Below are 19,072 nucleotides of genomic sequence, written 5' to 3' on the forward strand. Positions count from 1 at the left end.
GAGCGTACGCCAGGGCCCTGCGGGACCTTCAAAGGTACGCGGAGGCGTCAGCGGTAGGCGGGGATACCGGTCAGCGCCTCGCCGAGCACGAGCGTGTGGATCTCCTGGGTGCCCTCGTACGTCAGCACGCTCTCCAGGTTGTTCATGTGCCGGATCACCGGATACTCCAGCGTGATGCCGTTGCCGCCCAGGATGGAGCGTGCCTGGCGGGCGATGTCCAGGGCGGCGCGGACGTTGGCGAGCTTGCCGAAGCTGACCTGGCGGGGGGTGAGGGTCCCCGCGTCCTTGAGGCGGCCCAGGTGGAGCGCGGTGAGCTGTGACTGCCCCAGACCGACGTACATCCAGGCGAGCTTCTCCTGGGTCAGCTGGAAGCCGCCGATGGGCCTGCCGAACTGGACGCGGGAGGTGGAGTAGTCGACCGCCGACTCCAGGCAGGCGCGGGCGGCGCCCACCACGCCCCACAGGATGCCGAAGCGCGCCTCGGACAGGCAGGACAGCGGGTCCTTCAGGCCGCGCACCCCGGGCAGTACGGCGGAGGCGGGGAGGCGGACGTCGTCGAAGTAGAGCGACGAGGTCACCGAGGCCCGCAGCGACATCTTCTTGTGGATCTCCGGGGCGGTGAAGCCAGGGGTGTCGGTGGGCACCACGAAGCCGCGGATGCCGTCCTCGGTCTGCGCCCAGACCACGGCGACATCGGCGACGGAGCCGTTGGTGATCCACATCTTGGCGCCGTTGAGTATCCAGTCGCCCGAGGGGTCCCGCTTGGCGTGGGTGCGCATGCCGGCGGGGTCGGAGCCGTGGTCGGGCTCGGTCAGGCCGAAGCAGCCGATCGCCTCGCCCGCGGCCATCCGGGGGAGCCACTCGTCCTTCTGCTCGGCGGAGCCGTACTTCCAGATCGGGAACATCGCGAGCGAGCCCTGCACGGAGACGAACGACCGCAGCCCGGAGTCTCCCGCCTCCAGCTCACGGCAGGCCACGCCGTACGAGACGGCGTCGAGGCCCGCGCAGCCGTACCCCTGAAGGTGCATGCCCAGCACGCCGAGCGAGCCGAGCGCCGGGGCGAGCTCGCGGGCGGGGAAGGCGGCCTCCTCGAACCAGTCGCCGATGTGGGGGAGCACCCGGTCCGCGACGAAGGCCCGTACGGTGTCGCGGATGAGGCGCTGCTCCTCTACGAGCGTGTCGTCGATACGCAGGAGATCGTCCATGGGTTTTCCTCTCTATTCGGCCCTGTCAGGGTATTGCCGGTGCGAGGAGGGGGCGGGTCAGGGTTGGGCCAGGGGGAATCCCGATGTGATGAGGACCCGCCACCGGGCAGTCTTAACACATGAACGAAAACGACTTTTCCGGCGTCAAACAGCTCCGCAGGACCAGGGACGGGCGCATCGTCGCCGGTGTGGCCTCCGGCCTCGGACGCTACATCGGGGTGGACCCCAACATCATCCGCGCGGCCCTCGCCATCGTCACCTTCTTCGGTGGCCTTGGGGTGGCGATCTACGCGATCGGCTGGGCGCTCCTGCCCGAGGAGAACAAGGACAGGTCGGTCCTCCAGAACCTGATCGACAAGAACAAGGACAACCCGATCTGGGTGGATGCCAAGAACAAGGCCGAGCAGGGCTGGGCCAAGGCCACCAGCCGGCACCACGCGCCGCACCAGCAGGTCCCGCAGTACCCTCCCTACCAGGCTCCTCAGGCTCCTCAGGCTCCTCAGGCTCCTCAGGCCCCTCAGACCCCGTACGGCACGGTGCCGCCGCGCGGTGACGACCCCCGCCCCCAGGGGTGAGTCAGGAGTTCGCCTCCGCGCGAACCCTCTCGATGATCTCCCTGCGGGATCCCCTCCAGAGCATGGCCAGCGCGGCCGCCACGGCGAGTCCGGTCGCGCCGGCCAGTGCCACCACGATCTCGGGGCCGAGGTGGTCGGCCGCGGCCCCGCCGAGGAGGATGCCGACCCCCTGGGAGGCCAGCAGCCCCGACTGGACCAGACCGAATGCCTGTCCCCGCCGTTCGGCGGGGACGCACTGCACGAACGCGGCGTTGGCCGCGAGCTGGTAGGCCCCGCCCAGCCCCGAGGCGAACCAGAGCAGCAGCACCACGGGCAGCGGCGGCCGCGCCGCGCACAGGATCAGCGGCGCGCAGGTCAGCATCGCCATCCAGCCCATCGCCCGCAGCCGGTTCGACGGGCTGACGTAGCGGCTGAACAGAAACGCGCCGACGACGGTACCGGTGGGCATGGCGCCCATCAGTAGACCGGTGACCAGGGAGAGCTGCTGGGGATTCCTGGTCAGCTCACCGGCGTACGGAGCCGCGATCCCCTCGGGGAGCACGTAGAAGCCGCAGAGCCAGGCAAAGAGCACCAGCGTCCGTAGCCGGGGGTCGCCGAAGACCAGCCTGGCACCGGCGCGGGTCATCGTCCACATCGAGGGCCGGTTCTCATCGGCGGAGACGGGGGCGGGACGCCGCCGTACGCCCGAGACGATGATGAGCGCGGAGGCCAGGAAGGTCGCCGCGTCCAGGGCCAGCGCGCGGTACGGCCCCATTCCCATGATCAGGACACCGCCGAGGGCGAAGCCGAGCATCTGCGCGCCCTGGTTGGTCATGTTCTGCAGAGCGGAGCCCGCGACGTAGCGGTCGCCCGTGAGCAGCTCCGGCAGGAGCGCCGCCCGTGCCGCGGAGAACGGCGCGCTGAGCAGCACCACGCAGAAGACCAGCACGCACAGCATGGCGAACGAGGTGCCGGGGATCGCCATGAGCGCGACCAGGAAGGCCCTGAGCACGTCACAGACGAGCATGATGCGCCGGCGGGAGTGGCGGTCGGCGAGTCCGGCGAGAAGCGGCCCGCCGATGATCGGTGGCAGGTAGGTCAGGGCATAGACCGACGCCGTGGCCAGGGGCGAGTCCGTCCGCTCGAAGACCAGGACGGACAACGCCACCCGGGAGAGCTGGTCGCCGAGCAGGGAGAGCCCCTGGCCGATCCAGAGCGCGCGGAACTCTCCGATGGCGATGACCTCGCCGTAGGTCGCTTGGCGTTCCGCCGGACGGCGGTGCCGCCCGGGTAGTCGGCCGGACTTGGTCGCCGCCATAGGACTCCGCTGAGCTCGCAGGCACACTGACTGTGGGTGTTCACTGTGTAACCTACGGTGCCCGCTATAAGGCCGACGCGCAACCGAAAGCAATCAAGCACATGCAAACTGTAATGATAAGCCGTGGTATTTCGGGAACGGTGGTTTTGATGTGTTGTACGGGGCTAGTTACCAGCCCAGCTCGTGCAACCGGTCGTCGTCGATGCCGAAATGGTGGGCGATTTCGTGGACGACGGTTATCTGCACCTCTTCGATGACCTGGTCCTCGGTCTCGCAGATCGAGCAGATCGGCCTGCGGTAGATCTCGATCCGGTCGGGTAGCACTCCTGCGTACCAGTCGCCCCGTTCGGTGAGGGGAATGCCGGTGTAAAGACCTAGAAGATCTGGTTCGGGCGGGTCGTCGACGACGACGAGCACCACGTTGTCCATCACTTTCGTCAGCTCGGGGGGGATGGTGTCCAGGGCCTCGGCAACAAGCTCCTCAAACTTCTCCCGCGAGATCTCGATCACACCCGTCATTCTGCCCCGGTGCTTCCGGGTAGAGGTGGAGGCAAATGAAATTCGCTGATTGGACCCAGGGGAGCCGTCGACTCGCAGGCGGTCTGGCCACCGGTCGGATCGCACGCGGCATGGCCGTCGCCGCCGTCGCACTGGCGGGTGCGTGGCTCGGAATCATGCTCGGCGGGGCGGTACGGTCCAATGTCGGTCCGGTGGAGCTCGGCATGTCGGCGGAGCCCTCGTGGACCGGGGAGACCGTCGTGGACGCTCACCCTTTCGGCACACTTCTGTTTGACACCCACAACGCCCCGATCGGCCTCCGGGTGACCCTGGAGAACATCAACCCCGAGCGGGCGCGCGGATTCCTGGACGACCCGAGGCTTTCGGCGGACCGGCTCCCCGCACTCCTGGAGGAGGAGCTGGGCAACGGCGTCAGGACGCTGATCGTGCGCGCCGCCTTCTGCGGCCTGGCGGGTGCCCTGGTCACGTCCCTGATCGTCTTCCGCCGCCCCGGACCCGCCCTCGCGGGCATGCTGGGCGTCGCCGTCGCGATCGCCGGCACGGGCGCCGCCATCGCCCTGACCTTCCGGCCGGACTCCGTGGTGGAACCCAAGTACACCGGCCTGCTGGCAGGCGCCCCGACGCTGGTCGGCGACGCCGAGTCGATCGTGACCAGGTTCGAGTCCTACCGGGTCCAGCTCGCCAAGCTCGTCAACAACGTCTCCCAGCTCTACGACGTCGTCTCCGCGCTGCCGGTCTACGACGCCGACCCCACCTCGATCCGGATACTGCACGTCTCCGACATCCACCTCAGCCCCATCGCCTGGAACCTCATCCGCTCGATCACCACCCAGTTCAAGATCGATGCGATCATCGACACCGGCGACCTGACCGACCACGGCACCGGTCCCGAGGACAAGTTCGTCGAGGAGATCGGCACCTTCGGCGTCCCGTACGTCTTCGTCAGGGGCAACCACGACTCCATGACCACCCAGCGGGCCGTGGCGAAGCAGAAGGGCGCGGTCGTCCTCGACGACTCGGCAAAGACCGTGGCCGGGCTGCGCGTCTACGGCCTGGGCGACCCCCGGTTCACCCCCGACAAGTCCGTCTCCGTCGACTCCAACCTCGAGTCCCTGGACGCGCTGGGCCGCTCCCACGCCGCCGAACTGGCCCGGCTCCCCAAGCAGGTCGACCTGATCGCCGTCCACGACCCGACGATCGCCAAGGGATTCTCCGGTGCGGCCCCGATGATCCTTACCGGCCACTCGCACGAGCGGTCCACCGAACTGCTGCCCTCGGGCAGCCGCCTCCTGGTCCAGGGATCCACCGGCGGCGCCGGTCTGCGAGCCCTCGAACACGACGAGCCCACCCCCGTCGCGGCCTCGGTCCTGTACTTCGACGCCGACACGCACCGCCTGCGGGCCTGGGACGACATCACCCTGGGAGGGCTCGGTGAGCAGTCGGTCCAGATCCAGCGTCACGTTGAGACCGAGCCTGGCCGTACAATTTCTCCTGTGCCGACGATCGCCCCGTCTCCAACGGGGTCCATCGCCGTCACACCGACGCCGTAGGCCGGAAAGCCGCTTTGGCAACGGGGCAAAAGTCCCCTATGCTTCAGAGGTCTCCAGCGGAGCACGGCGACGGAACGGGACGCAAGTCCTGAGCCCCCATCGTCTAGTGGCCTAGGACACCGCCCTTTCAAGGCGGCGACACGGGTTCGAATCCCGTTGGGGGCACCGGCAGAGCCCAGGCTCGCCAGGGAAACGGAAGGTCGAAGACCTCCGAAGAACTGGTAGGCTGGCAAAGCCAGAAAGGCGGGGGACAAAAGCCCCAGCCAAGCAAGGTCCTGTAGAGCAGTTTGGAGTGCTCGCCACCCTGTCAAGGTGGAGGTCGCGGGTTCAAGTCCCGTCAGGACCGCTTAGGTAGGTGTTCGATCCACCACCAAGGTCAGGTAGCTCAGTCGGTACGAGCGTCCGCCTGAAAAGCGGAAGGTCGGCGGTTCGACCCCGCCCCTGACCACAGCAGCTGAGCAGCACAAACGCCCCGAGCGAACATCGTTCGGGGCTTTTTTTGATCTCCGGTGAGAGTAACGAACTCGCATACTCAGGAAGCAGTCCTTCCCTGCCGAGGTGAGTGGTCCTCCTGATCCACGCTGGGATCCGACCTGTAAATCTTGTGGAGTCGTAGAGCACTTGTATCGCAACACTCCGGACCGAAAACCAGGTGCACATCATGAGCGATGGTACGTACTCCGCGCGCTTCGTCGCCGAATACCAGTTCCGGGGCCTCTTTCCAGGCGCATCCTGTCGCGTCAAGGGCGTTGAGCACCTCTGAGACGGTGAGGCGGGAAGGCGCGGGTATGTCCCCTCCGCAGAGGGCATCAGGTAGCATGACCGACTCGCGCCAAAGGGGGAGGCCCACCTCCACCACGAGTCCGTGGCAGATCAGGACTTCCATGTCGTGCCAGAAGTGCAGCCGAGGTCGCCAACGACGAGGTTTTGAATCGTGCATTCGGTCGTGGAAAGGCCCGATCAGTTCTTCGACATTCTGCAGTGTCATCCCGCAGCGCAACGGGCCGAGCCGACCGCTGTCAGCGAACCGCACAACCAAATCAAGCACTTGAGTCACCAGGTCAGAGAAGCAGATGCCCTGGGTGTACAGCCACAGAAATACGTCAGGCCATCGTCCGCCAAGTCGGGACGATGGCCTACGAAGATATGAGCTGTTGGCTTAGCCGAGAGCGTCACCGAGTTTGCCGAGGGCGTTGCGCTTGTCGTTGTGGGAGACGTGGGCGTAGATGGTCATGGTCACTTTGATGTCGCTATGGCCGACGATGTCGCGGACGACCTGGGGCGGTACGCCGAGGTTGAGCAGCAGGGTCACGCAGGTGTGGCGGAGACCGTGAAAGCGCATGTCGCCGAGGCCCGCGGCCTTGCGGATCGCTCCCCAGCCTCGCCGGAGGTTGTCCGGCTCCATCGGCATTCCGCGCCGGGATGTGAAGACAAGGCCGTGTTCCTCCCAGTCGTCCCAGTCGTCCCAGCGGTCGGAGCGTTCGGTGAACTGCTGCTTGCGGTGTGCCCGAAGCGCTTCCGCACAGATAGAGGGGAGAACCACGCACGCCTGGTCCCGTAGACGAGGCTGGGCGATCACCACTAGTCCCAGCCCGACCACGCGTACCAGGGGCCGGAGATCGGATCGAGCCGCTCCAGGCCGTCCTCGGACATCTGGCCCGTCGGGTTCCATGCGAAACCTGCCGACGTGCTTATCTGCCAGTCGTCGATGCTGAACTGGGCTCCGCCATCGGGTGTGGCCACTGACCAGCAGATCGGATAGAGACCCACCAGTCGGCACTCGTGGGAGGAGGTACCGCTCCGGGCCACGGCCTGGGCATGGTCGGCCAGGGCGGACTTTGACAACGCGAACCGTACCTGGAAGGGGATGTCGGCGGTGATCGCCAAAGCGGTGCAGCTGGCAATGATCCATGGCATCAACCAACGGAGCATGTTCGCCTCCATCGCGTTGATGTCGGTCAAAAGCGCCGGGATGGCCCGGATGATCCACAGTAGGAAGAGCGCGCCCCCCGCGAAGAACACCCAAAGGGATAGTTCGACGTACGGGTACGGCGCGCTGGCCCACCATAGGCACACGAAAGCCGTGAACGAGAACGCCGTGAGCAACGGCCATCCGGGCGGCTTGGTGATCACGGCGCCACCTTAGCGATCAGCCGAGCAATACCAACAGTCGGCGTAGACGGGCTGGTTACGCCCCCACCCGATCGGCAAGTCCTCGTAGCTCGGGTGAGGGTGGATCCTGCATGGCCAGCAGGTCGGACACCAGTTGGTGAGTGGTGCGGTGGTTCTGTATCTGCTCCGGGGTGATGGCTTCGGCCGCCAGCAGCGCGGATACGGCTTGGTCGATCTGGCGGCGTTGGGCATGCGCGCGGGCAAGGTCCACCTGGAGCCGGGCACACCGTTCGTTCGAGAGCGTCGAGGTGTCCACCGCTGTCCCGACCCGGAGTGCGTGACCGGCGTCTCCCAACTCGACCGCCACGGCCACCTCGTGAAGCGCGACATTGGCCGGCCCGAACTCGGTGTTGTAGTCGTTGCGTCCTTCTTCCAGCTGCCTCGCGACCTCGCGAGCCCGCGCCAGGTGCTGGTACGCGGCATCTGCCTCGTTCAGCCGGGAAGAAGCCACGGCTCGCTGCAAGGTAAGACCACCCCACAGCGACATGGCCTCGGGATTGCCCTCGTCGACCAGGAACCACAACGCCTCGGCGGCCGTCCGAGCTGTCTCCTCCACCTGGTCGAAGTGGCGTGCGCCCAGGAAGACGAAGCCGAGCCGGAAAGCACCGGCCGCCATCATCAACGGGTTACCCGCCCGCTCTGCGGCGACGATCGCCCGGTCGGCGGCGATCCACGCGGCCTCGGGCTCACCGAGCTTGGCGAGCGCCGCCGAGCACGCCTGGTAGGTCACCGCGAGCAGTTCGAACAGCTCCGCCCGCCGCTCCTCGGGGGCCGATCGGGCGGCGGTCTCCAGTGCGGGCACCAGGCCCCGCAGCAGGTCGGCCAGTTCCACATACCGGCTCTCGTGCGTCAGCGCCCAGGCCCGGTCGACCTGCGGCTTGATCTCCGACGTGGCCAGAACGGGTGCCGAGTGCAGCATGGCCCGCAGGGAATGAGCCCCCGACAGCACTAGGCGCAGACCGGCCGTTCCCGGTATCTCCTCAGCGGAGGCGGCGACCACCGGTGCCTCCGCGGCCAGCTCCGACAGCGGTATGTCGAGAGCCTCGGCGACCTTCTCCAGGACCGACATGCGATCGACCTTGCGAACCCCGCGCTCCACCTGGGAGATCCAGGCCACCGACCGATCGACCAGCCGCGCCAGCTCCGGCTGTGACAGGCCGCGCCGCTTGCGTTCCTGGGCGATGCGCCGCCCCAGGGCTCTTTGGTACTCGGTGCTCACCCCGCCGTTCCCTTACCGGTCTGGAGGGTCAGCCAGTCGACCTCGACCGAGGCCAGCAGTTCTTCCCGAGCAGTCAGGAACCGCCGGGTGTGCTCCTGCTTCTCGTGGGTGTCGAAGGCCGGCCGATCCTGGTAGAGCTCGTAGAAGATCCGCTGGAGCGGCTGACCGTCGACTCGGTGTGATGCGTACACCAGCGTTCCCGGCTCACCTTCGCAGATCTTCTCGATGCTCTCACCGACCAGCTGATCGAACGCTGTGGCGCTTGCCTCGTCCTTACAGGTGAAGCGGACCATCAGACCGAACATGGGTGTCCTCCTTCGTCGCAGCCTCTAGAAGATCAGTACTTATTGTACGGCACAAGTACTTCAAGTAGCTTGCATGAGAAGTGCTACACACGTACTTTAAGTATCAGTCATAGGTGTGAGTGGTCCTGACCTGCTTGATCGTGAGGTGAGCCGACGATGATCTCACCCTCAGGCAGCTGTGAGGGCACCAGAAGATGGCACCGAACCTTCCCTGGAAAAAAGGAGCAGGTACGCGCGGCCCGCAGTTTCGTGAAGGCCCACCTTTCCGAGCATCTGGACGCCGAGCTCATCGTCAGCGAACTCGCAACCAACGCCGTCGAGCACACGCGCACGGGACAACCGGGCGGAGTCTTCACCACCACCGTCAAGCGCAACCCCGACGGCACTGCCTACATAGAGATCGCAGACCAGGGCGGCCCTGTCGTATTCGGCCTTCCCACTCCCAACCGCGAAGGCGGCCGAGGGCTCTACCTCGTGACGGCTCTCGCCACCGCATGGGGATTCAAAGGTGACGCCGCCGGCCGAACGGTCTGGGTCGAGCTACCCCCGCCTGCTCCATGAGCACCGCGCCCCCAGGGCTACGCGCTCTCCGTGAGCGGTTTCCCGCCTGGGCGTTCCTCTACAACCCGTTCGCGTATCGGTGGTTCGCCCTCCAGGGCCGTACGACCATGCTCACCGCCGACACCGCCGAGGAACTCGCGGCCCGCGTCGAGCGCTTCCAGTCACGCCGCCCCATGACCAGACCTCAACCGCGGCGATGACCAGCACCACTCACGCGATTACACCGGCATGCCCGATCGAGTGCCTCAAACCCGTGCTGTCCGCCAGGGCTTACAACCCACTCGCCCAAGCCTGCGGAGCTTCGTTCGACCGGCCCGATACGGTCGCAGACGTGATCACGCTGTTGTGCACACGTCGACTCGATCAGATCTGGGGCCTGGGTCCACGGCGTATCGGCGAGATCGAAGTAGCCCTGGTGTTCGTCGGTTTGACCCGCGACCATGGCGGCCCGCTTAGCAGCAACCTGTGAAGTGCCAGGTGAGGGCATCGTGACAGCTGCTATGCATTCAAGATCATCGGGGTTCGCCTACTCCGGATGAGACCTCCGATGAGGCTAAGTCGTCAAGCCGTCCGCTACGCGGCCGGGCCATCCGGACCGTCCGGATCGGGCGTGCGGCCTCTTCGGGCCGGTCCCGATCCGGCGACCGGCTGGCTGCAGGCGCCGAAAGTTTCTTGACACAAAAGAGATGATCTACGGACTATCCGAGGATTCAACGGACATCGACAACTGATAGCTAGCCGCCGGCCCCATGACCGTTGACAAGCACCGAGTTGAGCGTTCGACGCCAGGTAATCCAGGGTTCCTGGTCGACGGCGGTGCTGGCTGTGGTCTGGGCGATGTAGGCGCAGGCAGCGTTTGCGTGGCGCATTGCACGGGAGCAGTGTGGCGAGCAGGCTACGTATGAGACCAGGGCGACACCCGCTTGGTAGCCGCGCGGGTCGAGATGGTGTGCCTGTTCACGGTCACAGTGGTCCCCGAGACGCGTCGCATGGTCGTCGATGCGTTCCTCGCCAATGGCTGCCGTTGTACGGGCGCAGCATTCCGGGTAGCCGAGGAGCAGGCCCAGTTCGAGGGCGTGCGGTTGCGGCCTGCGATCAACGTCGAGGATGTGTCGGGCCATCTGGCCGGTCGGCGCCGCAACAAGATACTCCCCGTCGTGGGCGGACGCCCAGCCGACCTCGGCGAAAGCGGCGGCGGTGCAAGCGGCGATTGCGGTATCACCCACGGCGATGCGTAAGGCGGGCTTTCGGTACGCGTAGATACCGAGAATGTCGACGCGGACGCTGGGCGACAGGTCGGGCCAGGGTAGATCGATCCACTCCATCAGCGGTGTTTGCCTGGCCGTTTCCAGACCATGATGAGCTGCGGGGTGGATACGTCTTCATCGACGACGTATCCGGCGTACTCGGCGGCCTTGCGGGAGGCGAGGTTGGACTTGCGCATGTGGGCGTAGACGGTGTTGTGTTCGCTGGCTACGCTGGCCAGCCGGTAGGCTATGCGTCCTATTCCTCGCCCCTGGCAGTTCTGGTTTACCTTGATTTGGATGCTGGCGTGGGTTCCCAAAGGCAGTTCGTCGATGACGTTGATGTAGACGGCGCCAGCGCGGGTGGTGCCGAGATAGATGTGCCAGAACCCGCCGCCGGGTCCGTTTCCCCGACCCGCGCTTCCAGTGCCTTTCTCCAGCCGTACCTCGTCCGGATCGGCTGGCGGTCGGCTACCGCTGCGCACACTGGTCGGCGGTGGTGGGGTGCTGCGCCTGCGGGTAGTTGTCGCGCGGCGCGGTTGTCGGCCGGAGGTTGGCTTACCGGGTGCCATGAGCGTCTACGGCTCAAGTCGATCGGAGCTAGCAAGTCGATCAACGAGAGTGCCGCAGACCAGCTGCCACAGTTCAGCGGGGAAGAACCCAGGTGAGATTCCGATGGCCACGTCCACGATTCTATGGCGAAGCGGTGCCAGCGCGTCCACGACCCGATCAACTCGCCGCATTACCTGATCTCTGTTGGGATCATGGCGATGGACATTGCCCAGCCAGTCGGAATCCCCGTCGAACCGGTTGTTGAAGAAGTCGAGATCGACATGGAGCAGGATCGGCCCTTCGCCCAGATCGGCCAGCAGCGCTGTTTCGTCATGTCGTACCTGGTATGTGCCAGCAGCCTGGTCGGGAATGGCCAGCGGGTCGACGATCGGGTCAAGGCGAACTGACGGCCGACGCGCCCGGGGATCAAGGATGGTGTCTGGCTCGTGGGCGCGAACGAGCCAATACCGGTCGGTCCGCTCCCGCGCATAGTCCGTGTCGCATAGGTGACGTATGTCAATGAATGGCAGGGTGTGTAGTAGGGGGACGAGGAAGCTGCCCATCCCTATGGCGCCGCTGTTGATCGCGGCTTCGACCGAGGACGGGTCGCGTAGGTCCACCGGATGGCCGGTGAGAAGGTCAGCGAGCCGGTTGTTGTACGCGGCGAGCCGAGGGCACATCAAGTCGTCGTGGTCGTCGAGGTGGATGATCGTGAGGTGACTGGGTAAGGACGCTTGGCCAGCCAGCCATCGACTGGCCGACAGCAGCGTCCAAGCATCGGAGAGACTGACGAAGACGCCCTGCATCATCCGGTGCGCGAACGGGATGTCCGTGACCGAACAACCCCACCACGTCAGCCCCTGGGCAAGCCGTGGATCAATGTAGAAGTCGGCGGTAGGCGGGACGCCGAGGCTGACGCGCCAACCGCCGTCGCTATTGCTGTCGAGAACAGAGCTGGGGACCCGTTCGGCGAAGTACTGGGTCAATACGTGGTCGCGAAGCGCGGGTTCCTCCGGGAGTAGGCCAGCCGGGATGGACCATGCCAGCGGGTTCACGCTCGGGTCCGCTCCCGCAGCAGCGCGGCGAGGTGCTGCCCGGCCGGGGTGAGCTGAACCGTCGCGAGCGTTTGCCAAGCCTGGGCCAGCCTCTGCTCGGTCGTGGCGATCTGAGCGGTCGCGCGTGCGCGGACCTCCTGCCCGACGTTTTGGTCGATGTAGCGCCAGAACCGCAGCAGTTCCACGAACACCCATGCCGCGTGCAGTAGGCCGCTGGGCGGGCGCGGTTCCTCGCGCCAGGGCGAGGCGACTAGCGGTCGGTCCACGGCGACCAGTTCGGCCTGCCGGCCGAGCAGGTACAGCTTCTGGTGGCGGTGTTCGTGGATAAGGCTGTCGGCCAAGTCGTAGACGTCGACGGCGCCTGCGCGACTGCCCAGGCCGAGGTAGAGCGCCCCGGGCACAACATCGTCGCTGAACGAGACGACCTTGTCTGGGTGGGCGGACGTATCGCGTACAAACTGGATTTCTGGGCTGAGCAGCCGGATCTCGGCAGCCAACGCCGTGTCGAACTGGCTGATCAGCGTTAGAGCCTGGGCGACGAGCTCCCGGCCGAGAGACGCGTCGGCCTCGTCGGCGAACTCGATCGGTGCGCTAAACGGCAGCCGTAGCCACGGGTCGTCGCGGTGCACCCGTACGGGTGCATCCATCGGCTCATACAGCATCTGCGCCACTGTGATGGCGTAGGTCGGGTCGAAACGCACTGGTGTGCCGTCTTGGCGACGCAGCGACGCGCCGAACCGCTCGTCGGCGCCAAGCCGGGTCCACAGCACGACACTGGGGCGGATCACGATCTGGCCCAGCAGGTCATCCGACGCCGCGTCCAGGGCCTGAACGGCACGCAGCACTGCCTGGCTGACGTCGCCGCTTGCAAGAATGTGCGCGGCTACCGCCCGCAGATCGGTCAAGGCTGCTCGGCGCCAGTCCTGGACCAGCATGTCCACGACTGCACGAGCTGTGGACGCCTGTTCGAACGCGTCCAGGTCGACGTGGTCAGCGGCGCCACGGGCAAACCGCCGATGGCGTTCCTCGACCATGGTCGAGCGCATGCGGTGTTCAGCGTGTTCGATCAATGCGAGCATTTCCCGGCAGTACACCGTCGGGTTTGCGAAGCCGTTGCTGGAGTAGCGGTGCGGCACCGAGCCGCCGCCGCACATGTCAACGACCGGACAGGCCCGGCATGTGTCGCACAGGCCATCCACGGTGAGCAGTCGCCGGTGAACGGCCAGTTTCGGTGAACCGGCCACCTCGCCGATCGACATGGCGGTGACGCCCGCGCCGAGTGAGGTCTGCCCCTCCTCTGTGATCTTGAGGACGTCGAGGTCGTGATAGCCGCCATCGGTCTCGATAGCCAGCAGACTCACGTCACCGAAGCCGAAGGCATCCGTCCCTCCCGGTAAGCCCGCCAGCTTCGCAAGGAGCCCGTCAAACGTTCGGAGGGGCAGGTGCGGGTACCGGTCATACCACAGATCGAACGCGCGGATGATCCAGTCGCGGTAGAGGTTGGTTTCGGTGTCACGGCCCTGCGGTGGCGTCAGGTGGTTCGCGTCCGGCAGCAGCAGATCAAGTGTCGGCAAGGCCCGCGAGGCGAAGAACTCGAACACATCCTCGGGCGCCACCGCGGGATCGATGACGGCGATAACGCCCGTGAAAATGTCGGGCCGTCGCTCCAGACGGCGGAGCGCGTCGGAGGCCGCGGGAAACGTGCTACCGCCAGCAGCGGTGAGACGATGGCGGTCGTTGGCCGGCCGCGGACCATCCAACGACAGGGACACCCCGATGCCCGCCCTTGCAAGGGCATCTAAGGCTTCGTCGTCAAGCAGGACACCATTGGTCTGCAACGAGAAGTCGACCTTCGTCGCGGTTGGCAGCCGTGACCGGATGTCGTCGGCGAACGCCGCGAGAGTGGAGGCGCCCGCGAGCAGCGGTTCGCCCCCATGAAAGATCACCAGCATGCGTTGCATGACGGTCGCAGCGGCGTACTCGGCGAGCCGATCGGCCACCCGTTGGCGCGTGGCCGCGCTCATCAGGTGCGGTTGCTCCCGCCAACTCTGATCGCGGTGCTCGTACATGTAACAGTAGTCGCACTTGATGTTGCACCGGGACGCGACCTTGAGCAGGAAAGTCGTGAACTGAATCGGATTGGTCTGCGCTACCAACGTGTTCTGTATCAATGGACCATCCACAGTGGCGTCATCGACCTATCTTCTAAGATCGGTTGTGCCGGTGGTGCATCCGGTCATAGCTGGTGATCTGCTGATCCTCGGTGTCGATTAGTCGGCGATGAACGCGCGCCAAGACCGGGTGGTCGGGACTATGCTCGCGCAGTTCGTCAACGAGACTCCCCTGTTGGGCAAGGGAACTGGCGGAGTCGGCATCCACGGTAGCCTCCGTGTCCGTATCTTCGACGGTCCGAGAAATCGGACTCATCGACCATGGTGCCGGACTATTACGCGGCGCGGAAGCCCATACCCCCACCGCCCTAAAGTTAAGACCTTTATTCCGTTTTGGGCAAATCCTAAAAGCGTGTTTGAGATGGGCTATGGCTCTCCCCTCGTACCGTGGAGGTCTGACCTAAGGGGGGTCGGGTCATGGGAGAGACCAGACGTAGTTTCGATCCGGAGTTTCGGGCGGGTGCGGTGCGTATCGTGCGCGAGACCGGAAAATCGATCGCCGCGGTCGCCAAGGACCTGGGGATCAACGCGGGCACGCTGGCCAACTGGATACAGATGGACCGGCTGGCTCGCGAGCAAAGCGCGACCGGGGATCTGAGTGGGTCCGAGCGCGAGGAACTGGCGCAGCTGCGTCGCCAGCGGGCCGAGTGGGTCAAGGAACGCGCAGATGGAGCGTGATGTGCTCAAGCGCTCGGTGGTCTTGTGGGTGAAAGAGGCGACGGGGGGAAGCTCACACGGCGCTGAGTGGCCAGTCAGTTCTCGGTGGGGATGTCCAGGGCGGTGCCGTACAGACGTGACACCCGCAGCCTGATCACCAGGCGTCGTTCCCGCACCGCCTGCCTGAGGAACGCCGCCTCCTGTGCCGGGTCCTCGAAGCCCGGGGTGAGGGCCAGCAGTTCCTGGCCGATCGCGTCTCCGGGCTCAGTCGTCACCTCTGACACCTCCGCATCGCCCTCGGCGACGGCGAACGACCAGATGTCCGGCCCGTTCACGAGCAGGGCGAGGCGGGGGTTGTTGCGTATGTGACGTGCTTTGAGGCGGCCAGAGTGGACAGCACTGCGACGCCGACGGCCATGCCGGTCTGCTGGGTGGTGTTGAACACCCTTGAGGCCAGGCCCGCGTCGTCGGCTTGGGCGCCGGACATGCCGGCCGAATAGAAAGTTTCCACGGTTTCAGGGGATTGCCATTATGAGCGGACCGCCCGGGCGCGCAGACGCTGCTCAATCGTGGGATGAGTCCGCGGTGCCCAATGCTGGCGGATGGCATTTCGTGCTCCCCTGCCCTCATTTTGCAGACACAGCATGGCCCGCACCGGGGCGGCGCCAATCAGATCAACCGCGAACCGATCGGCCGCGTACACCCGGTGACGCAAGATCCATAGCACGGCCTGCTTGGCCAACAGCAGGCCGGCCCCGACGATGAGCATCATCGGCAGCATCGCAAACTCGATGATTCCCCACACGCCTATCACTGCGGCCACTACCGGCAGAATGTGCCGGGCGGCATATAAGACGTACACGTCGAAACGGATGTATCCCAGCGCGATGTACCCGAGTTGGTGGGCGACCAGACCGGCCAGCGCATCCTGGGGCCACTGTTCGGCTGTAGTTCTGTCGACCACGAGTGTCGCGGCTGGGCGAGGCCAGGCCCACCTGACGTCGATCGTCGCCGTCACATGCAGGTCCCCGACGGCGACGGGCAGGCGGGGATCAAGATCTGCGCGCGCTGTGAGAGCGCGCACCAGAATGTGCAGCCGATCATCTGTGTCTGTGTCCATTGTCTCCGCCTACGACGAAAGATCAGCATACGAGCCGCTGCCGTCGACCAGTCACGCTGAATGACGTTCAGCAACACTGCTTTACACGACGCATCTACCGCCCACTCAGTGTGCGAGCCTGCCGACCTGTAATTAAGGAGTCTTCGCCGTTCTCTCTCTATAGCGGGTGAGGCGGTTCAGGGGCGGTCGATGGTGTTCGATCTCGGAAAGTGGTCGCGATGACGAGCGCCGCCGCGGCCAGTAGGTGCCATCGGATCATCATGGTCGCGTCCGAGAAGTGTTCGCCGCCCACGACGATGAGAGCCGCCACGAACCCCTCGAAGGTGGCGAGGACGAGGAGCGCACCGGTCCCCAGGGCGATACGGCGCCGCGCCCGGCTCGCGATGACGCCGCCGGCCGCCGCGGTCAAGGCGATGAGCACGATCAGCACGCCGTCCACATCGGCCTTGCAGGCCCAGGCCCCGGGTTGTTTCCACAGCAGTTCCACAGGCGGTGTATAGGCGAACCAGCCGAAGGAGGTGAACTCACCACCTGGGAGAGCGAGTCGACCGACCGTCCACGAGGCCGCTACGGTGGCCGCCACCCAGAGCATGGTTCCCTGCGGAGGCCGGGGGCCAGAACGTCATCGGTCACAGCCGGCAGGCGCCAGGTCATCGCCGTCCACGCCGCGGCGGCGACGGCGAGTGTCCAGAGATCGCCTCCATGCTCCGTCCGTGACAGCGGTGACCGGGCCGCCAGGGCCAGTGACACCGTGGCCACCGGGTAGCAGACGATCAGGGACCAGGGCAGCACGGGTGGGTGCCGGGCAGGAAAATCGCCCTGAACAGCCCGAGCGCGAGTACGGCGCCAACCGCTGAGACGGCCGTGAGCGTGGCCCAGCGCGACATGCGCAGGACGAGGCCGGCCAGGACGACCGGTAACAGGAGTTTTGCCCAGAACAGCAGCTCCCACGACGCGCTCTCCAGGGCGTGGGGATCGGAAGAAACCGTTGCGGAGATGGCCGCACTCCCGGTGTTCCCGCGGCTCCCACGCGTCCGCGGTTACCTGAGCCGTTGAGCTGTATGAATGCCTGCTCCTACGTCCTGAGGGCCAACAGGGCGGGCAGCGGTTCTCAGTCGAAGCCGGCGTGCGGTGCGCTGGTGCCCTGTGGCACGCGGAGCGGACCGGACGCGCCGGGACGGACATCGAAGTCGAAGATCGCGGTTGGCAGGTAGACGGTGGCGCAGGAGTTGGGGATGTCCACCACCCCCGACAGCCGGCCCTCGATCGGCGCGGCGCCGAGCAGCAGATATGCCTGCTCGGGGCTGTAGCCGAACGCCGTCAGGTAGTCGATCGCGTGCAGGCAGGCACGCTGGTAGGCCAGCTGCGAGTCAAGATAGCGCTGCTCGCCGTCCAGGGTGACGGACACCCCGGAGAAGGCGAGCCACTCGCTGTACTGAGGGCCGGTGCGGCCCGGCATGAAGATGGCGTTCTCGCCGACGCGGTACGTTTGCATACCATCCTTGATGACCTCGACCCGCAGGTCGATGAAGCCGCCCATCTCGATGGCACCGCAAAAGGTGATCTCGCCGTCGCCCTGCGAGAAGTGCAGGTCGCCGACCGACAGGTTCGCGCCGGGTACGTACACCGGGTAGAACACGCGGGAGCCCCGGGTGAGGTTCTTGATGTCCTGGTTGCCGCCGTTCTCTCGCGGCGGCGCGGTGCGGGCCGCCTCGGCCGCGATCCGGTCGAACTCGGATGGGGAGACAGAGCCGAGGACGGCGTCCCGGGGCTCGGGAGGCAGGGCCAGCGGCGGCACTCTCTGCGGGGCCGTGGCTATCAGCGCCGATTCCCGCGCGTTCCATTTCGACAGCAGCGCCGCCGACGGCGCGGTGCCCATGAGCCCGGGGTGGGTGATGCCGGTGAACGACACCGCTGGGATATGACGTGATGTGGCAGTCTGGCCGGAGAAGTCCCAGATCGCCTTGTAGGCGTCGGGGAACTGCTCGGTGAGGAACCCCCCGCCGTTCTTGGTGGGGAAGATCCCGGTGTAACCCCAGCCCTGACCGGCCAGCGGGCCGCTGTCCTCCTGGAGGATGGGCCCCAGGTCGAGGATGTCCACGACCAGCAGGTCGCCCGGCTCGGCCCCCTCGACCGCGAACGGGCCGCTGAGCGCGTGCACCGTCGTCAACGGGGCGTCACGGATGTCCTCGGCGGAGTCGTCGTTGTGGATCGCACCGTCGAACCACTCCCGGCAGTGGACCCGGAAGCTGTCGCCGGGTTTGACCCATGCCACAGGCGGGATCGCGGGGTGCCAACGGTTGTGACCGATCTTGACCTGGTCGGTGAACTTCCTCTTCGAGTCGAGCGGGAAAATCAACTCTGGCACGGCTGGATTCCTTTCGGCGCTGCGAGACGGTCACGGCCGCGGCAGGCGGCTGGTAGCGGGATGGGCGACCGCCGCGCCTCCGGTACGGCGCCGCGGCAGGGACGTGACGACTTCGGGCTCGAAGGCGCTGCGCTCCGCGCGCTGCAACCGGGTGGACATGGCGGCCGGAGTACGCGCGAGCATCGGCGCTGAGAACGCCCGAACCGAGGCCGCGCCGCAGTCTGGGCACGGCACCGAAGCGGGTGCGGTGCCGATCGGAAAGGTGATCTCAATTTCAGAGCAGCACGGGCACCGATAGACATATACCGCCATAGCGCGCGCCCTTCGAGCGAATCCGAAATGGTTTTTCCCGGTCGTGACCCTCTCCGCCGACGCGATCTCGGGAAATGGTCTCAGAGTCGGATGTATCCGCAATTTAACGTATGAATGCAATGTAATGCATCTTGCTTTCGTCAACTTGCTCGCACAATAAGGTAGATCGCTTAGTTCATAAGCGGAAATA

The 19,072-nt window shown here is 66.0% G+C and carries 24 protein-coding genes and 3 tRNA genes; 9 read left to right on the plus strand and 18 right to left on the minus strand.

Annotation, left to right across the window (positions count from 1 at the left end):
* Nucleotides 1–47 precede the first annotated feature (47 nt).
* Nucleotides 48–1,205 carry an acyl-CoA dehydrogenase family protein gene (locus OIE13_RS32615; protein WP_326829178.1) on the minus strand — a complete coding sequence of 386 codons (1,158 nt, stop codon included), beginning with the start codon at nucleotides 1,203–1,205 and terminating at the stop codon, nucleotides 48–50.
* A 119-nt stretch (nucleotides 1,206–1,324) separates the two neighbouring features.
* Here OIE13_RS32615 and OIE13_RS32620 point away from each other — a divergent pair, with 119 nt between their 5' ends.
* Nucleotides 1,325–1,780 (plus strand): PspC domain-containing protein, encoded by a 456-nt coding sequence (locus tag OIE13_RS32620; RefSeq protein ID WP_326829179.1) that lies wholly within the window; start codon nucleotides 1,325–1,327, stop codon nucleotides 1,778–1,780.
* A gap of 1 nt (nucleotide 1,781) precedes the next feature.
* On the opposite strand, the gene OIE13_RS32625 is transcribed toward OIE13_RS32620, so the two are convergent.
* Nucleotides 1,782–3,077 (minus strand): MFS transporter, encoded by a 1,296-nt coding sequence (locus OIE13_RS32625; RefSeq protein ID WP_326829180.1) that lies wholly within the window; start codon nucleotides 3,075–3,077, stop codon nucleotides 1,782–1,784.
* A gap of 168 nt (nucleotides 3,078–3,245) precedes the next feature.
* Nucleotides 3,246–3,596, minus strand: a complete 351-nt coding sequence (locus OIE13_RS32630; RefSeq protein ID WP_326645775.1) for a metallopeptidase family protein — start codon at nucleotides 3,594–3,596, stop codon at nucleotides 3,246–3,248.
* A gap of 35 nt (nucleotides 3,597–3,631) precedes the next feature.
* On the opposite strand from OIE13_RS32630, the gene OIE13_RS32635 reads away from it, so the two are divergent.
* From OIE13_RS32635 to OIE13_RS32650, 4 genes are all read left to right on the plus strand, one after another.
* Nucleotides 3,632–5,146 carry a metallophosphoesterase family protein gene (locus tag OIE13_RS32635; protein WP_326829181.1) on the plus strand — a complete coding sequence of 505 codons (1,515 nt, stop codon included), beginning with the start codon at nucleotides 3,632–3,634 and terminating at the stop codon, nucleotides 5,144–5,146.
* Between the two features lie 92 nt (nucleotides 5,147–5,238).
* Nucleotides 5,239–5,311, plus strand: a tRNA-Glu gene (locus OIE13_RS32640).
* A gap of 106 nt (nucleotides 5,312–5,417) precedes the next feature.
* A tRNA-Asp gene (locus OIE13_RS32645) sits at nucleotides 5,418–5,492 on the plus strand.
* A 28-nt stretch (nucleotides 5,493–5,520) separates the two neighbouring features.
* Nucleotides 5,521–5,594 (plus strand) — tRNA-Phe (locus OIE13_RS32650).
* 711 nt (nucleotides 5,595–6,305) lie between these two features.
* Here the strand turns inward: OIE13_RS32650 and OIE13_RS32655 are convergent.
* The 4 genes from OIE13_RS32655 to OIE13_RS32670 are packed head-to-tail and all read right to left on the minus strand — an operon-like array spanning nucleotide 6,306 to nucleotide 8,842.
* Entirely contained in the window at nucleotides 6,306–6,689 is a 384-nt protein-coding gene (locus OIE13_RS32655) for a tyrosine-type recombinase/integrase (protein ID WP_326645771.1), read from the minus strand.
* A 38-nt stretch (nucleotides 6,690–6,727) separates the two neighbouring features.
* Nucleotides 6,728–7,279 (minus strand): hypothetical protein, encoded by a 552-nt coding sequence (locus OIE13_RS32660; RefSeq protein WP_326645769.1) that lies wholly within the window; start codon nucleotides 7,277–7,279, stop codon nucleotides 6,728–6,730.
* A 55-nt stretch (nucleotides 7,280–7,334) separates the two neighbouring features.
* Entirely contained in the window at nucleotides 7,335–8,537 is a 1,203-nt protein-coding gene (locus OIE13_RS32665) for a helix-turn-helix domain-containing protein (RefSeq protein WP_326645767.1), read from the minus strand.
* A complete protein-coding gene (locus tag OIE13_RS32670; RefSeq protein WP_326645765.1) occupies nucleotides 8,534–8,842 on the minus strand; it encodes a putative quinol monooxygenase in 309 nt (102 codons plus the stop codon). The genes OIE13_RS32665 and OIE13_RS32670 overlap by 4 nt, the downstream gene beginning before the upstream one ends.
* A 156-nt stretch (nucleotides 8,843–8,998) precedes the next feature.
* Between OIE13_RS32670 and OIE13_RS32675 the strand changes: the two genes are divergently transcribed.
* Genes OIE13_RS32675 through OIE13_RS32685 form a run of 3 tightly spaced genes read left to right on the plus strand, consistent with a single transcriptional unit; the run spans nucleotide 8,999 to nucleotide 9,872 of the window.
* Complete coding sequence (locus OIE13_RS32675) at nucleotides 8,999–9,403, plus strand: ATP-binding protein (RefSeq protein WP_326829182.1); 405 nt, start codon at nucleotides 8,999–9,001, stop codon at nucleotides 9,401–9,403.
* On the plus strand, nucleotides 9,400–9,603 hold the full coding sequence (locus tag OIE13_RS32680; protein WP_326645761.1) for a hypothetical protein: 204 nt from the start codon (nucleotides 9,400–9,402) through the stop codon (nucleotides 9,601–9,603). Before OIE13_RS32675 ends, OIE13_RS32680 begins: the two co-directional genes overlap by 4 nt.
* On the plus strand, nucleotides 9,600–9,872 hold the full coding sequence (locus tag OIE13_RS32685) for a hypothetical protein (protein ID WP_326645760.1): 273 nt from the start codon (nucleotides 9,600–9,602) through the stop codon (nucleotides 9,870–9,872). Before OIE13_RS32680 ends, OIE13_RS32685 begins: the two co-directional genes overlap by 4 nt.
* A gap of 265 nt (nucleotides 9,873–10,137) precedes the next feature.
* On the opposite strand, the gene OIE13_RS32690 is transcribed toward OIE13_RS32685, so the two are convergent.
* The 5 genes from OIE13_RS32690 to yhhA form a co-directional block, all read right to left on the minus strand.
* Nucleotides 10,138–10,728 (minus strand): hypothetical protein, encoded by a 591-nt coding sequence (locus OIE13_RS32690; protein ID WP_326645758.1) that lies wholly within the window; start codon nucleotides 10,726–10,728, stop codon nucleotides 10,138–10,140.
* On the minus strand, nucleotides 10,728–11,132 hold the full coding sequence (locus OIE13_RS32695) for a GNAT family N-acetyltransferase (protein WP_326645757.1): 405 nt from the start codon (nucleotides 11,130–11,132) through the stop codon (nucleotides 10,728–10,730). The genes OIE13_RS32690 and OIE13_RS32695 overlap by 1 nt, the downstream gene beginning before the upstream one ends.
* A gap of 93 nt (nucleotides 11,133–11,225) precedes the next feature.
* A complete protein-coding gene (locus tag OIE13_RS32700) occupies nucleotides 11,226–12,254 on the minus strand; it encodes a hypothetical protein (protein ID WP_326645756.1) in 1,029 nt (342 codons plus the stop codon).
* The gene (gene yhhB / locus OIE13_RS32705; RefSeq protein WP_326829183.1) at nucleotides 12,251–14,410 is read right to left on the minus strand and encodes a cyclophane-forming radical SAM/SPASM peptide maturase YhhB; all 2,160 of its coding nucleotides are present in this window, start codon (nucleotides 14,408–14,410) and stop codon (nucleotides 12,251–12,253) included. The genes OIE13_RS32700 and yhhB overlap by 4 nt, the downstream gene beginning before the upstream one ends.
* Nucleotides 14,411–14,459: 49 nt before the next feature.
* Nucleotides 14,460–14,681, minus strand: a complete 222-nt coding sequence (yhhA, locus tag OIE13_RS36885; protein WP_442811681.1) for a YhhA family cyclophane-containing RiPP — start codon at nucleotides 14,679–14,681, stop codon at nucleotides 14,460–14,462.
* 161 nt (nucleotides 14,682–14,842) lie between these two features.
* On the opposite strand from yhhA, the gene OIE13_RS32710 reads away from it, so the two are divergent.
* On the plus strand, nucleotides 14,843–15,103 hold the full coding sequence (locus OIE13_RS32710) for a transposase (protein WP_326645753.1): 261 nt from the start codon (nucleotides 14,843–14,845) through the stop codon (nucleotides 15,101–15,103).
* A gap of 74 nt (nucleotides 15,104–15,177) precedes the next feature.
* Here the strand turns inward: OIE13_RS32710 and OIE13_RS32715 are convergent, their stop codons facing one another.
* The 6 genes from OIE13_RS32715 to OIE13_RS32740 form a co-directional block, all read right to left on the minus strand.
* Entirely contained in the window at nucleotides 15,178–15,357 is a 180-nt protein-coding gene (locus tag OIE13_RS32715; protein WP_326645751.1) for a hypothetical protein, read from the minus strand.
* Between the two features lie 56 nt (nucleotides 15,358–15,413).
* Entirely contained in the window at nucleotides 15,414–15,593 is a 180-nt protein-coding gene (locus tag OIE13_RS32720) for a hypothetical protein (protein WP_326645749.1), read from the minus strand.
* 18 nt (nucleotides 15,594–15,611) lie between these two features.
* Nucleotides 15,612–16,202 carry a M48 family metalloprotease gene (locus OIE13_RS32725; RefSeq protein ID WP_326645747.1) on the minus strand — a complete coding sequence of 197 codons (591 nt, stop codon included), beginning with the start codon at nucleotides 16,200–16,202 and terminating at the stop codon, nucleotides 15,612–15,614.
* A gap of 157 nt (nucleotides 16,203–16,359) precedes the next feature.
* Entirely contained in the window at nucleotides 16,360–16,785 is a 426-nt protein-coding gene (locus tag OIE13_RS32730; RefSeq protein WP_326645745.1) for a hypothetical protein, read from the minus strand.
* Between the two features lie 528 nt (nucleotides 16,786–17,313).
* A complete protein-coding gene (fmdA, locus tag OIE13_RS32735) occupies nucleotides 17,314–18,570 on the minus strand; it encodes a formamidase (RefSeq protein ID WP_326829184.1) in 1,257 nt (418 codons plus the stop codon).
* Between the two features lie 30 nt (nucleotides 18,571–18,600).
* A complete protein-coding gene (locus OIE13_RS32740; protein ID WP_326645741.1) occupies nucleotides 18,601–18,753 on the minus strand; it encodes a hypothetical protein in 153 nt (50 codons plus the stop codon).
* Nucleotides 18,754–19,072 lie beyond the last annotated feature (319 nt).

The sequence above is a fragment of the Streptosporangium sp. NBC_01810 genome (assembly GCF_035917355.1).
Lineage (GTDB): Bacteria > Actinomycetota > Actinomycetes > Streptosporangiales > Streptosporangiaceae > Streptosporangium.